At 28.4% G+C, this 13,889-nt stretch carries 11 protein-coding genes; 3 read left to right on the plus strand and 8 right to left on the minus strand.

Annotation, left to right across the window (positions count from 1 at the left end):
• Window positions 1-41: 41 nt before the first annotated feature.
• The 3 genes from lolB1 to BW723_RS02935 all read right to left on the minus strand — a co-directional run bounded on the left by lolB1 (window position 42) and on the right by BW723_RS02935 (window position 2,812).
• A complete protein-coding gene (gene lolB1, locus BW723_RS02925) occupies window positions 42-746 on the minus strand; it encodes a lipoprotein insertase outer membrane protein LolB1 (RefSeq protein ID WP_226789210.1) in 705 nt (234 codons plus the stop codon).
• A gap of 68 nt (window positions 747-814) precedes the next feature.
• Window positions 815-1,726, minus strand: a complete 912-nt coding sequence (locus BW723_RS02930; RefSeq protein WP_226789211.1) for a tetratricopeptide repeat protein — start codon at window positions 1,724-1,726, stop codon at window positions 815-817.
• Window positions 1,727-1,795: 69 nt separating this feature from the next.
• Window positions 1,796-2,812 carry a sugar phosphate nucleotidyltransferase gene (locus BW723_RS02935; RefSeq protein WP_068362523.1) on the minus strand — a complete coding sequence of 339 codons (1,017 nt, stop codon included), beginning with the start codon at window positions 2,810-2,812 and terminating at the stop codon, window positions 1,796-1,798.
• Window positions 2,813-3,180: 368 nt separating this feature from the next.
• Here BW723_RS02935 and BW723_RS02940 point away from each other — a divergent pair, with 368 nt between their 5' ends.
• The gene (locus tag BW723_RS02940; RefSeq protein ID WP_068362522.1) at window positions 3,181-5,040 is read left to right on the plus strand and encodes an ABC-F family ATP-binding cassette domain-containing protein; all 1,860 of its coding nucleotides are present in this window, start codon (window positions 3,181-3,183) and stop codon (window positions 5,038-5,040) included.
• On the opposite strand, the gene BW723_RS02945 is transcribed toward BW723_RS02940, so the two are convergent.
• Window positions 5,037-5,756: a 3'-5' exonuclease gene (locus tag BW723_RS02945; RefSeq protein WP_068362521.1), complete on the minus strand. Its 720-nt coding sequence runs from the start codon at window positions 5,754-5,756 to the stop codon at window positions 5,037-5,039. The two genes, BW723_RS02940 and BW723_RS02945, sit on opposite strands and share 4 nt — an antisense overlap.
• Window positions 5,757-5,861: 105 nt before the next feature.
• Window positions 5,862-7,967: a T9SS type A sorting domain-containing protein gene (locus BW723_RS02950; RefSeq protein ID WP_068362518.1), complete on the minus strand. Its 2,106-nt coding sequence runs from the start codon at window positions 7,965-7,967 to the stop codon at window positions 5,862-5,864.
• A 187-nt stretch (window positions 7,968-8,154) separates the two neighbouring features.
• On the opposite strand from BW723_RS02950, the gene BW723_RS02955 reads away from it, so the two are divergent.
• Together BW723_RS02955 and BW723_RS02960 are read left to right on the plus strand one after the other, a co-directional pair.
• Entirely contained in the window at window positions 8,155-8,853 is a 699-nt protein-coding gene (locus BW723_RS02955) for a response regulator (RefSeq protein ID WP_068362515.1), read from the plus strand.
• 31 nt (window positions 8,854-8,884) lie between these two features.
• The gene (locus BW723_RS02960; protein WP_068362512.1) at window positions 8,885-9,925 is read left to right on the plus strand and encodes a sensor histidine kinase; all 1,041 of its coding nucleotides are present in this window, start codon (window positions 8,885-8,887) and stop codon (window positions 9,923-9,925) included.
• Window positions 9,926-9,988: 63 nt separating this feature from the next.
• On the opposite strand, the gene purD is transcribed toward BW723_RS02960, so the two are convergent.
• The 3 genes from purD to BW723_RS02975 form a co-directional block, all read right to left on the minus strand.
• A complete protein-coding gene (gene purD, locus BW723_RS02965) occupies window positions 9,989-11,263 on the minus strand; it encodes a phosphoribosylamine--glycine ligase (RefSeq protein WP_068362509.1) in 1,275 nt (424 codons plus the stop codon).
• A gap of 89 nt (window positions 11,264-11,352) precedes the next feature.
• The gene (locus BW723_RS02970) at window positions 11,353-12,705 is read right to left on the minus strand and encodes an exopolysaccharide biosynthesis polyprenyl glycosylphosphotransferase (protein WP_083139809.1); all 1,353 of its coding nucleotides are present in this window, start codon (window positions 12,703-12,705) and stop codon (window positions 11,353-11,355) included.
• Between the two features lie 205 nt (window positions 12,706-12,910).
• Window positions 12,911-13,684 (minus strand): glycosyltransferase family protein, encoded by a 774-nt coding sequence (locus tag BW723_RS02975; protein ID WP_068363592.1) that lies wholly within the window; start codon window positions 13,682-13,684, stop codon window positions 12,911-12,913.
• Window positions 13,685-13,889: the final 205 nt, after the last annotated feature.

The following is a 13,889-nucleotide window of genomic DNA, read 5'->3' on the forward strand; positions in this document are numbered from 1 at the left end:
AAAAATGAATAAAAAAAGGAGATAACACTTTATAAACTTCATTAAAAAGATAACTTTTTATAACCTTTAGGTACACTAAAAGACATATTTACATCTTCATTAAAAACCACAGATTTATATTCTAAATCTATTACTGTAATCGATTTGGGATTCTTAGCTTTAATATTTATTCCTGAAGGAAAAACAACATCATTAATTAAATTATAAGAAGGGTATTTTACATCTAATCGTAAATCTTTTTCTGCATTTACAATCGTTTGCTCGTCTAATTTAAAATGTGCAGGATTTATATTAAAGAAAATATCGAACAAGGCTGCTTGTTTTTCTGGTGATAAAATATACCTATTATTTACAATTTCTACTTCTTGATCTTCTGTTCTAACATCTATTAAAGATTGCCCTAAAAACAAATTCTGTAGCTGTTCAAAATTAATTTCTACACCTAATAATTCTTTGATCATCGAAAAATCCCCTTCAAAAGATTTTTTAAGCAAAGAAGAATAAAAACGTACTGATGTTGGTGTAATTTCTGCTTTAAAAACCGTAATAAACTTGCTTCCTTTTAACCAAATTACTTGGTCCTTTTTCATTTTCAAACTTACAGACAAACTTTGTGTGGTTTTACCATTATCAAAATTCATCTTTAATTTTGCATCAATTGTATTTTTATCAAAATTAGCAGCAATGTGTTTTTTTGCTACTTTTCTTGCAGAAATATCTTTGGCTGTTGCGGTTGCATCAATCATATTTTTTGTTATTTTACAAGACGTAAATATTATTGTAAAAAGGAGAATGTATTTTATAAACTTCATTATTAACTCTTCAATTTATTTGCTTTTTGCAAGTATTTATTTTCTTCTTTTACATTGCCTAAACCTTTATAGGTTTTTGCAAATTCATTATAAAAATCTACTTCCATTTTATCTTCTATTACAAAATCGATACCATTTTGTAAAGTAGATAACGCATTTTTATAGTTTTTCTGATAATTTAATGCCTTAGCTTTCATTAAATACACAAAAGGTTGTGCAGGGAAAAGTAAAATACCTTCTTCACTAAACTTTAATAATTCTGATGGTTTATCCGCAGATAAATTCAAAATCTGTTCTAAAACTTTATACGATTTATCCGTTTTAAATTGATTAATTAAACCTGTAATATCTGTAGGGTTATCAACTTTATTTTCGGTTAATTTTGTATTCTCTAGAGTATATTTAATCCTTCTTAATCTAGCTGATAACATATTATCCTTTTCTAAAGAATTCATTAAAGAGAATGCTTTTTGATATTGTCTATCATACAAATAAAGCCTTACTAAAAACTCTTTTTCTTTTGGATTTATCTCAATAATTTTCTTTTGATTTTCTATGGCTTCAGTATAGTTTTTTTCCTCTTGATTTATTTTAACCAAATGCTTTAACATCCAAAGGTTATTTTCATCTTTAGCTAAGGCTCTATTAATATATTCTTTAGCTAATAAGGTATTGTTAAGCAATAAATAATTCTTAGAAAATTCAAAAAAAACAGCTACATCATTTGTTAAAATCTGATTACAATTTTCTAGATTTTCTATGGCTTTTTGATGATTACCAATTGATTTTTCTGATAATGCTTTAAAAAAATAATGCTGAAACTTTAATTCTGCTTCTTCTGTTAAATCTTCTTTTTCAGGAATACTATCTTGCGATAAAACATTCACAGAAATTAGCATAAAGAACAAAGACAAAAGAGACAACTTTATTTTAGTAAAGTGACTCTTATTATTTTTATCTATTTTCTTTCTGCTATACATATATTATGTTAACTCTGTATAATCACCAATGCTTACAGAGGTAAATTCGCCATTATATTTCGCATGATTACCAATCATTGCATTATCTAAATTAGCATTAGAAATATCTACATTTGTTTGAATTAAAGAATTTACAATCGTAGAATTATTCACCAAACTATTAGCACCAATAGAAACATAAGGTCCTATTTTAGAATCTCTTAAAACTACATTTTCGCCAATAAAACAAGGTTGTATAATTTCTGAATTTTGTAAAACCACATCCTCAGAAACTAAATTATTACCAGCTTCGTGCTCAAAAGAAAGTGTTTGTTTATTAGTATCGACAGTAGGGTCTTTTTTACCACAATCCATCCAAGCATTTACAGTTCCAGGTATAAATTTAGCACCTTGTTGTTTTAAAGATTCTAAAACATTGGTTAATTGATATTCGCCATTTTCTTTTAAATCATTATCTATTAAATGCTGAATTTCTTTTAAAACTTTCTCTCCACTTTTAAAATAATAAATACCAATTATTGCTAAATCAGACACAAATTCTTTAGGTTTTTCTGTAAAGTCTGTAATTACACCTTCTTGTAATTTAACCACTCCAAATGCACTAGGATTTTCTACTTGACTAACCCAAATTGCTCCATCTGCATTTACATCTAATTTAAAATCTGCTTTAAATAAAGTATCTGCATAAGCTACCACACAAGGCCCGCTTAGAGATTCTTTTGCACAATAAATAGCGTGTGCAGTACCTAAAGCAACTTCTTGTACGTAAACAGAACCCTTAGCACCTAATTCTTCAGCAATTTTTAATAATTTTTCTTCTGTATCTGCAGGAAAACCTTTAGCTCTACTACCAATTACAAATGCAATTTCTTCTATTTCCTCATCTATTACAGATGCAATATCTTCTACTAATCTTTGTACAATAGGTTTACCAGCTATTACTGTTAGCGGTTTTGGAACTGTTAAAGTATGAGGTCTTAAACGAGAGCCAATACCAGCCATAGGGACAATAATCTTCATCTTTTATTTTTTATTTAAACACTACTGCAAGATAGCACTAATTAACAGATTCTAAAATTGTTTTTTCTTCTAAAAAACTCTTAAATTATTTAAGAATTATAAACGCTCTCCCCATTTATAGGGAGAGGCATCCCCATAATTGGGGATGAAAAAATTTCACCATAAATAGGGATTGACACAGACACTTTTTTCACTTAAATTTACAGTGTGCAAATAGATAAATAATTATATCCCCCAACTTAGTTATTTACTTGCACAACATAAAAAATTAAACAAAACATTTGTCCCCCAGTTAATGTTTATTTGAAATGATTTAAAAAACCCAAGTTAACTCTTGGGTTTTTTGTTTCTTTGCAAAAAATAAAATCGTGAATTACCTTTCTGTAGAAAATATTTCTAAATCTTATGGAGAACGTGTTTTGTTTCAAGACATTTCTTTTGGAATTAGTAAAGATCAAAAAATAGCATTTGTTGCCAAAAACGGAACTGGTAAAACATCCATCCTAAATATTATTGCTGGTTTAGATACTGCTGATGAAGGCCAAGTGGTTAGCAGAAAAGATATTTCTATTGCTTATTTAGCACAAAGTGATGATTTAAATCCTGATTTAACGATTGAAGAAACCATTTTTGCTACAGATAATAAAATTCTTTCTATTGTTAATCAATACGAAAAAGCATTAAAAAATCCAGAAGAAGCAGAAGCTTATCAAACAGCTTTTGATTTAATGGATCAATACAATGCCTGGGATTTTGAAACACAATACAGACAAATTTTATCTAAATTAAAATTAGACGATTTAACCCAGAAAATTTCATCGCTTTCTGGAGGACAGAAAAAACGTCTTTCTCTTGCTATTGTTTTAATTAGCAAACCAGATTTATTAATTTTAGATGAGCCAACAAATCATTTAGATTTAGAAATGATTGAATGGCTAGAATCATTTTTTGCAAAAGAAAAGATTACCCTTTTTATGGTTACTCACGATCGTTATTTCCTAGAACGTGTATGTGATGAAATTTTAGAATTAGACGAAGGTAAAATCTACAAATACAAAGGTAATTACTCTTATTATCTTCAAAATAAAGAAGAACGTTTAGCTTTAGAAGCTACCAATTTAAGCAAAGCCAAAAGTCTGTTTAAAAAAGAATTAGACTGGATGCGTAAACAGCCAAAAGCAAGAACTACAAAATCGAAATCTAGAACTGATGATTTTTATGCTATTAAAGAGAAAGCACATCAACGTAGAAAAGACCATTCTGTTCAATTAGAAATAAATATGGAACGTTTAGGTAGCAAAATTCTTGAACTCCATAAATTACACAAATCTTTTGGTGATAAAGTAATTTTAGATGGTTTCGATTACGTTTTTAAACGTGGAGAACGCATAGGAATTATTGGTAAAAACGGAACAGGGAAATCTTCTTTTTTAAATATTATAACACAAAAAAGTCCTGTTGATGCTGGTAAAGTGGTTATTGGTGAAACTATTAAGTTTGGTTATTATACGCAAGCAGGAATCAATGTAAAAGAAGGCCAAAAAGTTATTGAAGTAATCAAAGAATTTGGTGAATACATTCCTTTATCAAAAGGAAGAAAAATTTCTGCCTCACAACTTTTAGAACGTTTTTTGTTTGATAAAAAGAAACAATACGATTTTGTAGAAAAACTTTCAGGTGGTGAGCAAAAGCGTTTGTATTTGTGTGCTGTTTTAATTCAAAATCCTAATTTTTTAATTCTAGATGAGCCTACAAATGATTTAGATGTTGTTACTTTAAATGTACTTGAAAACTTTTTATTAGATTATCCTGGAAATTTATTGGTGGTTTCTCACGACCGTTATTTTATGGATAAAATTGTTGATGCTTTATTCGTTTTTAGAGGTGATGGAGTTGTAGAAAACTTTCCTGGTAATTATTCAGATTTTAGAGCTTATGATAATTCTACAGAAAAAGAGGTTGAAAAGGAAAAACATGTTGTGAAAAAAGTAGAAAAGAAAACGACAAAGAGCAGCTTGAGTTTTAACGAAAAAAGAGAGTTTGGCGCTTTAGAAGCAGAAATAGAACGTTTACAAAAAAGAAAAGAAACCATAGAACAACAATTTGTAAATGTAGAGATTGCTGCGGATGATATTCAAAAAAAATCTGAAGAGTTACAAGAAACTATTTATGCTTTAGAACAAAAAGAAGAGCGTTGGTTAGAACTTTCTATGAAGTTAGAAGATTAATCTACACTAACAATATTTTCATCTTTTACTAAATCTTCATTATTGAAGCGTAATAATATTTGTGCTACTGCAACAGTGTCTTTTTCACAATACCTTACTATTCTTTCAATATCTTTTTCTTGATAATATACTTTAGCAACTTCACTGCCATCAATATCATCTTTTGGAGATGGTATTCCTAAAATTGAGGTGAGTAATTTTAAAGATGTATAATGTTTGTAATCGCCAAATTTCCATAATTCTAAAGTATCTAAATGCGCTACTTCCCAAGGCTTTTTACCAAATAAATTGAGTTTTTTAGGCAATTCAATTTGATGTACTATCATTCGTCTGGCAATAAACGGAAAATCGAATTCCTTACCATTATGAGCGCATAAAATATTCGATTTTTTAGCAAAATGTTTATCTAATAAAACCTTAAAATCAGTTAGAATTTTATGCTCATCATCACCGTAAAAAGAAGTAACTCTTAGTTGTTTCTCATTTTCTACATCTACAAAATAACCAACAGAAATACAGATTATTTTGCCGAATTCAGCCCAAATACCTGCTCTATCATAAAACTCTTTAGCAGTAAATTCTTCTTTACGTTGATATTGAGTTTTCTTTGCAAAAAGCGCTTGAGTTGATAGGGGTACATTTTCCCAACTTTCTTCTTGAGGAACTGTTTCAATATCTAAAAACAAGATATTATTTAACTTAAAAGTAAGATTCATAGCTAATTATTAATTCTTTTCAAGCTAAATATACTAAAAATAAAAAAGCTCCAAAAATTAATTTGGAGCTTTTAAAGTAAGATACTTAATATTAAAAGTTAACTTTTACTTAATTACTAATTTAGAAGTTGCTGTTTTTGTACCTTCTGTAACTTTTAAAATGTATAAACCAGATGCTATTGAAGAAACATCAATATTAGATTTAGTAGCAGCAAAGCTAGTAGATAATACTTGTTTACCTATAACATTAAAAATAGCTACTTGTTTTTTATCTGTACTATTTGTAGTTATCGTAAATCTATTGTTTGTTATAGGGTTTGGATATGTTGCAAAACCTTCTATTTGATTTTTAGAAACTGAAGCTGTTACGTTGTATGTACCTAAAGGAAAGGGTTTAGTTGCAGTTGCATTATTTGTACCTCCTTCTAAGCCATTAACACCACTATATGTCCAATTCGCTGATGTAAAAGTAGTACCCTCTAAACTTGTACCAGATTTTCTATAAGCCCAACCATCTAAATAATCATATGCTTCTCCTGAAAAATCGTTATCAACATCACCATAAACATCAATAATTTGTCCATTTTCATACAATTCAATTGCATCATCACCATTTATTCCCATAACTCCTGTTGTGTAAGTAGGATTCATCCCAAAAAACTCCTTAAACTTAGTTTCTTCAGTAGATACATATATAAAAGCACCTGCAGTTACTGCATCATCTGGAAAATAAAATTCCACATTACCAGCAGTTGAACCTTGACCATTTGTTACAGAACTAATACCATAAACACTTAAATCTGCAATATCTTTTAAAACATATATTTCAACACCTTTTGGTGTACCACCTGTTAAAGGACCATCATAAACACCAGTTATCACCAAACTGTTAGAAGTTGCTCCATAAACATTACCATTTACAGGAATAGTTTTATCATCTACAGTTATAGAAGTTAAAGTAATATCACCTGTATAATTACCTTCAGATAAACCAGCTTTTAAACGAATATAAACTGTAGTTTCTGCAATAGTTCCTGAAGTATGAGCTAAACTAACAGAAGCATCATAACCAGAACCTGAAGTTAATGACACTTCAAAATTTGAAGGAGCAGTAACTTTTAAATCTCCTAATAGAAACAAACCCTCAACGGTAAAACTTTGTTCTTCTGATGTTGTACCATCACTAATTAAGTAGTTAAAATCATCTAAATAAGCAGTGTATGAAAACTGTGGATCAGCTGGACTCACAATACCTGTTAAAGTTCCAGAATTATTAACTGCACCAGTAGAAGAAGCTATTGCATCTCCTGAATATGTATTTACACTTAACCCAGCTGCTAACCTAATATATACAGTTGCAGAAGCTACACCTCCTGTTTGAGTAATGGTAGCTGAACTATTAAAACCACTTCCTGAAGTTAATGAAACTTCAAAATTTGCAGGAACTGTTACATTTATATCATCAGTTAAATTTTCTCCTGAAATAATAACTGATTGTTCTGCAGACGGTCCATACCCTTCAAAATAATCAAAACTAGAAGTTGATCCAGAAACTGTAATTGTAGGGGTTGTAGATGCTATGGTAGAATATGTACCTAAATTAATTTCAGCTAGCATTTCAGCACAACTAGTTTTATCATCTAAATAATTTCTACCTGGTAAAACCCAATTATTAATATCGAAAGAACCAGAATTTGAAGAACTTCCGCTTTTTCTTGTAGCAAACGAATCTTCATATTCCCAAGAATTATCGTGATCTGAGCTACCAGAAACATCTGAAGGATCACCAAATTGATCTAAAACATTTGTTCCATCAGTAATTCTAATTGCATCATTTCCGTTAAAAGAAGGACCACCAACATAAGTATTAGTTACAGTTGCCCCTGAATACATTCCGTACAATGTACTTTCTCCCAAAACCACTATATAAACAAACTCATCTGTTCTTGTACCTAAACTAGATATATCTTCAGAACTCCAACTTTCTCCAGAAGAAGACCCATTTGCTTCTGCCTCAAATTTGTGTCCAGCAAAATTGATGGTACCGCTAACATATAATTCTATTGCTTTAGGGCTAGAAGAACCCGTGCTACCTGAACATCCATCTGAAGGTGCTTTACCATCAATAATTGAGGTTATAATTATTGATTGGCCAAAACCAGACAAACTTATAGTAAGCATTAGTAAGGCAAAAAAGTAATTTTTTTTCATGTGTAAATTGATTTTGAATTTAATTAAACAAATTTAGAAAAAAACTTAACTTACTCAGGTAAAGATCCATTAACTAATCGTTAAATTGTTAACATTAACAATTTCATTACAATATTAAATCATTGTTAAGAACCCGTTATTATATTAGAATTATGAGTATTTTTGATTTTTATCAGACAAAAAAATTATGAATAAAAACGATATTAAAATTTTATTAGTTGATGATGAGCCAGATATCATCGAGATTATTGGTTATAATCTTAAGAGCGAAGGCTATCAAATTTTTACTGCAGAAAACGGCCAAGAAGCTATTAAATCTGCAAAGAAGAATATGCCTCACCTAATATTATTAGATATTATGATGCCAGAAATGGATGGTATTGAAGCTTGTGAAAAAATTAGAAAAATTAAATCTTTAGAAAATGTAATTATTGCTTTTTTAACTGCAAGAGGAGAGGATTACTCTCAAGTTGCAGGTTTTGAAGCTGGTGCAGACGACTATATTACAAAACCTATAAAACCAAAAGTTCTAGTAAGTAAGATTAAATCTTTACTTAGAAGACTTAAAACTGAATCTGAAAGTGAAGATTCTCTTAAACTTGGCGATATTATTATAGATAGAGATGAATATGTTGTGTATAAGTCTGGTAAAAAAATTGCACTGCCAAGAAAAGAGTTTGAACTATTTTCACTTTTAACATCGAAACCAGGAAAAGTATTTAAAAGAGAAGTTATTTTAGATACAGTTTGGGGAAACGAAGTTGTTGTTGGTGGTAGAACTATAGATGTACATATTCGTAAACTGAGAGAAAAAATTGGCGATGACCATTTTAAAACCGTAAAAGGTGTGGGGTATAAGTTTGTTTTACTAGAAGGTGAGCAATAAAAATATTATTAAGAGTTAAAACTTAAAATTTTTGAAACTAAAAAAAACATACTCTTATGCGTTATGGTCGGCTATTTATTTAACTTTACTTTCTGTTGCCATATCTATAATATCTTACTTTGTAATTAGTAAGCATCTAGGTATTGTAACCATATTAATCTCATCATTAATATTATTTATAATATCTTTTTTTATTATTCAATATAGAGCTGAACACTTTATTTACAGAAGGCTAAAAAAATTATACCAAGAAGTTTCTATTTTAAATGTAAATGATTTGAAAAGAGAATCTGCAACCACAGATATTGAAAAACTATCTAAAAGTATGCAGAAATTTGTTGAAGGTAAACGACTAGAAATAGAAAGTTTAACGGAAAGAGATTCTTTTAGAAGAGATTTTTTAGGTAATGTTGCTCATGAATTAAAAACGCCATTATTTACAGTTCAAGGTTATATATTAACTTTAATTGAAGGAGCTATAAATGACAAACAAATACGAATGAAGTATTTGGAAAGAGCCAATAAAGGTGTAGAAAGGTTAGTTGCCGTAATTAAAGATTTAGATATGATTGCTAAATTAGAGAATGAAGGCACAAAATTAAATATAGAAGTTTTTAATATCTTAGAACTCATTCAAAATGTGTTTGATTTATTCGAAATGAAAGCCAAAAAAAGAAACATCACTTTAGTTTTTGATAAAACACATGAATTTCCTGTTTTTGTAAGAGGTGATATCGAAAAAATTGAACAAGTACTTATCAACTTAATTGTAAACTCAATTAAATATGGTAAACCAAATGGAAAAACCATTGTTAGTGTTGATGATTATTCTGAAAAAAAGTTTATTGTTAAAGTAGTAGATAATGGGGAGGGCATAAAAAAAGAACACATCTCTAGACTATTTGAACGATTTTATAGAGTAGACCAAAGTAGATCTAGAGAACAAGGAGGTTCTGGACTAGGTCTTTCTATAGTTAAACATATTGTTGAAGCTCACGATGAAAACATTTTACTAAAAAGTGTTTATGGTGAAGGTTCTGAGTTTTCATTTACATTAGAAAAAGCAAGATAAAAATATAGTTAATTCTTTTAATTGTCTAATAAACGAATACTAACTAATTAAAAAATATTAGGTTTAAACTAAATCAAAACCAATATCTTTTCTGTAGTTCATTTTATCGAAATGTATTTTATCGATGCTTTTATAACTTTTTTCTAAGGCTTCTTCAATTGTATCCCCAAAAGAAGTTACAGCCATTACTCTACCACCATTTGTAACAACTTTTTGATCTTTAATTGTGGTACCTGCATGAAAAACGATAGACTCATCTACATTATTAAAACCTGTAATTTCTTTTCCTTTTAGATAAGCTTCAGGGTATCCACCAGAAACTAACATTACTGTTGTTGCAGTTTTATCTGTTACTGAAAATGATTTTTCATTTAAAGTTTGATTTGCAACACCATCAAATAAATCAAATAAATCAGATTCAATTCTAGGCAATACAACCTCAGTTTCAGGATCTCCCATTCTTACATTATACTCAACCACAGAAGGATTTCCATTATCATTCATTAAACCAATAAAAATAAAACCTCTATAATCAATTTCGTCTTTTTGTAAGCCTGCAATTGTTGGTTTTACAACCAATTCTTCTACTTTATTTAAAAATGATTCATCTGCAAAAGGTACAGGAGAAATTGCGCCCATTCCACCAGTATTTAAACCTGTGTCTCCTTCACCAATTCTTTTGTAATCTTTTGCTGATGGTAAAATTTTATAGTTTTTTCCATCCGTTAAAACAAAAACAGAAAGCTCAATTCCTTTTAAAAATTCTTCGATAACCACTGTAGATGAAGCTTCTCCAAATTTTTGATTAGAAACCATTTCTTCTAATTCAGCTTTTGCTTCTTTTAAAGAGCTTAAAATTAAAACCCCTTTACCCGCTGCTAAACCATCTGCTTTTAACACGTAAGGTGGTTTTAATGTTTCTAAAAAGGCAAAACCATCAGTTAAATTATCTTTTGTAAATGATTGGTACTTTGCTGTAGGTACATTATGTTTTTGCATAAATTGCTTTGAAAAATCTTTTGACCCTTCTAATAAAGCTCCATCTTTTTTAGGACCAATTACAGGTATGCTTTTCAAATCATCATCAGCTAAAAAGAAGTCGTGTACACCTTCTACTAAAGGCGCTTCTGGACCAACTACAACCATTTTAATATTGTTTTCTAAAACAATATTTTTAACTGCTGTAAAATCGATTGGATTGATATTTATATTTTTGGCAATTTTATCTGTCCCTGCATTTCCTGGAGCTACAAAAAGCTGATTGATTTTGTTGCTTTCTGAAAGTTTTAAAGCAAAAGCGTGTTCTCTACCTCCAGAACCTAAAATAAGTACATTCATTTGTTGTGTATTGTGGCTGCAAATATATTTAAAATGTTTAGAATTCGACTTTTGAAAGAACTCCAATTTAAATATAAATTACATTTAATCTAGTATGCTTTTTCTTCTTTAAGAAAAACGCTAAAAAAAGTTTGAACAATTATTTTAATATCTAAAAAGAAAGACCAGTTTTCGATGTAAAAAATATCTAATCGCACCCTATTTTTAATATCAGATTTTTCTACTACTTCACCTCTATAACCACTAATCTGCGCCAAACCTGTAATACCGGGTTTTACAGAATTTCTAACTAAATAATTTTCTATTTCGTTGGTAAATTTTTTGGTATGTGCATTCATATGTGGTCTTGGCCCTACAATGCTCATATCTCCTAAAAGAACATTAAAAAATTGTGGCAACTCATCTAAACTTGTTTTTCTTAAAAAAGCACCTACTTTGGTAATTCTTTTATCGTTTTTAGAAGCAGAGACTTTATCAGCATCATCATTAACAGTCATAGACCTTAGTTTAAAACAATAAAACTGACGGCCGTTAATTCCGTCTCTTTTTTGTTTAAAGAATAAAGGACCTTTAGAATCGAGTCTAATAAATATCCATAAAATTGGCAATAACCATGATAAAATTGTGATACAAACTAATGCTGAAAAAATAATATCTAAAATTCTTTTTGAAATGTGAGTTTCTACTTTCTCAAAAGGCAAAGGTTTTGGCTTTAAAACAGGAATTGTTCCAAAATATTCTAGGATAAAATCTTTTCTATAAATCGCTTTGTTTTCTGGTAAAATTCTTAGCTCTATATCCTTTTCTTCTGCAAATTTACGAATTTTAGTGAGCTGATTTGTGGTAATTTCAGATGGATTACAATAAACTTCATCAATACCACCTAAATCAAGGAGTCTAAACCCTTTTTTAACATCACCCAAATACTCTTTAGACTTGTGTTCTGAATTTGAGAAAAAACCATTAAAACGATATCCAAAATCATTTTTAGAATGGAATAAATCTTTTAATTTCTTTGCTGAATTAATTCCACCAAATAGAATAATTGTTCTATGATCTTTACCTTCAGATCTAAATTTTCTAAGAATATAGAAAATAAAAAATTTGAAAAAAGTTATAAAAGATAAAATCAGAAAGAAAATAAAAATTTGATGGTTGACAACCTCACCTTCTTTAAATACCGTAAAATAACTTAAATAAGCAAGCGCAAAAACAAAAAATTGCGACATTAATAGAGTAATAATCACACCAACTTGTGTATATCTATATACGTTATAAAACTTTGTATAATAAGTAGTAATTAACCAGGATAAAATAATATAAGTAAGAAAAGAAGTATTTAAATAATCTTTAAAAGAAGTTGCAAAAATGATTGAACATATTAAAAATAGATCAATTAAGATTACTAAAGGCTTAATATAAATAGATTTCCTTTGTTTCAATTCCTTTATTTTTAAAAAGTTAAGCTAACATTTAAACTATGTTATAAATTTATGTTAAACTGACTGCTAATATTATAATTTTAAAGGATAATAAAAAATAAAAATGGTAAATATTTGAATTTTAAACAAAAAAATTAAAGAAAAATAAAATTAACTCAATAAAACTCTTGTGTATTAATGATAATTCAATTTAAAACATCATTATTTACTTTAAGCCCCACTTATTAAAGTATTTAATTACGGATATGGTATGCCTGAAAAATAAATTTAAGTTTTTAGATGATCCTTGTTTTAAGACATGTTTAATTTCTTCTTTAGGAAAATATAGCTTTCTTTTTCCTAATTTATCTATTTTTTTGCAGATATCAACATCTTCCATATATAAAAAATAGCGTTCATCAAAACCTTTTAATTTTACAAAATCTTGGGTTTTATAAAGATGAAAACAACCAGCAAGGTAATCTGCATAAAACGGACTTGTTAAATCTTTATCTTTATACTGACCTTTATAAATTGTTGATTTTAATATTGGTTTTATAAATGCAAATCTTCTTGCAATAAGTTCTAAAAACTGTGGGTATCTTCTACAAGAATACTGATGTTCTCCATTAGGAAATAAAACTTTTGGAGCAATCATAGAAAGACTTTCGTCTTTTTTTAATTCTGAAATTAAATTAGGAATTACTGTTTTCTCAAAATTAACATCGGGGTTCAAAATTAGATGAAAGTTAGATAAATTTTTGATTTTATCTATAACTACATTATGACCAGAACCAAAGCCGATATTTTTACCAATAGCAATGTATTCTATACATTGATCTGTGAAAACATATTCAAAAAACTTATTTCTTGTATTATCTATTAAAAAAAGCTTTTTATATATCGGTATATTTAAAAAACTATGAATTGTAGTATATAAATTATGTAAATTTTCTTCAAAAAGAACAATTGAACCTGTTATCATTAAATTATTATTCATTTTATTACTTTTTAAATAAAAAATATATTTATTAATGTAAAAAAACAATTATGGTTTTTTAAGTAATTAAACTGAAACAAAAAACCAAAATTATCATATTTGCATAAAAATAATGCTGAAACTTATATTGCGAATATTAAAATTATAAAGTACAATAAAAAACAATTTCTTGAATTAATTGTTAATTAAATAGAAATTTAAACTA

The organism is Polaribacter reichenbachii (assembly GCF_001975665.1).
GTDB classification, from domain to species: Bacteria; Bacteroidota; Bacteroidia; order Flavobacteriales; family Flavobacteriaceae; genus Polaribacter; species Polaribacter reichenbachii.

Excerpts from the sequence above, each read along its gene's own strand:
- lolB1 (WP_226789210.1), bottom strand. The coding sequence starts at position 746 with ATGATTGATGCAACCGCAACAGCCAAAGATATTTCTGCAAGAAAAGTA.
- BW723_RS02935 (WP_068362523.1), bottom strand. The coding sequence starts at position 2,812 with ATGAAGATTATTGTCCCTATGGCTGGTATTGGCTCTCGTTTAAGACCT.
- BW723_RS02945 (WP_068362521.1), bottom strand. The coding sequence starts at position 5,756 with ATGAATCTTACTTTTAAGTTAAATAATATCTTGTTTTTAGATATTGAA.
- BW723_RS02950 (WP_068362518.1), bottom strand. The coding sequence starts at position 7,967 with ATGAAAAAAAATTACTTTTTTGCCTTACTAATGCTTACTATAAGTTTG.
- BW723_RS02955 (WP_068362515.1), top strand. The coding sequence starts at position 8,155 with ATGAATAAAAACGATATTAAAATTTTATTAGTTGATGATGAGCCAGAT.
- purD (WP_068362509.1), bottom strand. The coding sequence starts at position 11,263 with ATGAATGTACTTATTTTAGGTTCTGGAGGTAGAGAACACGCTTTTGCT.
- BW723_RS02975 (WP_068363592.1), bottom strand. The coding sequence starts at position 13,684 with ATGAATAATAATTTAATGATAACAGGTTCAATTGTTCTTTTTGAAGAA.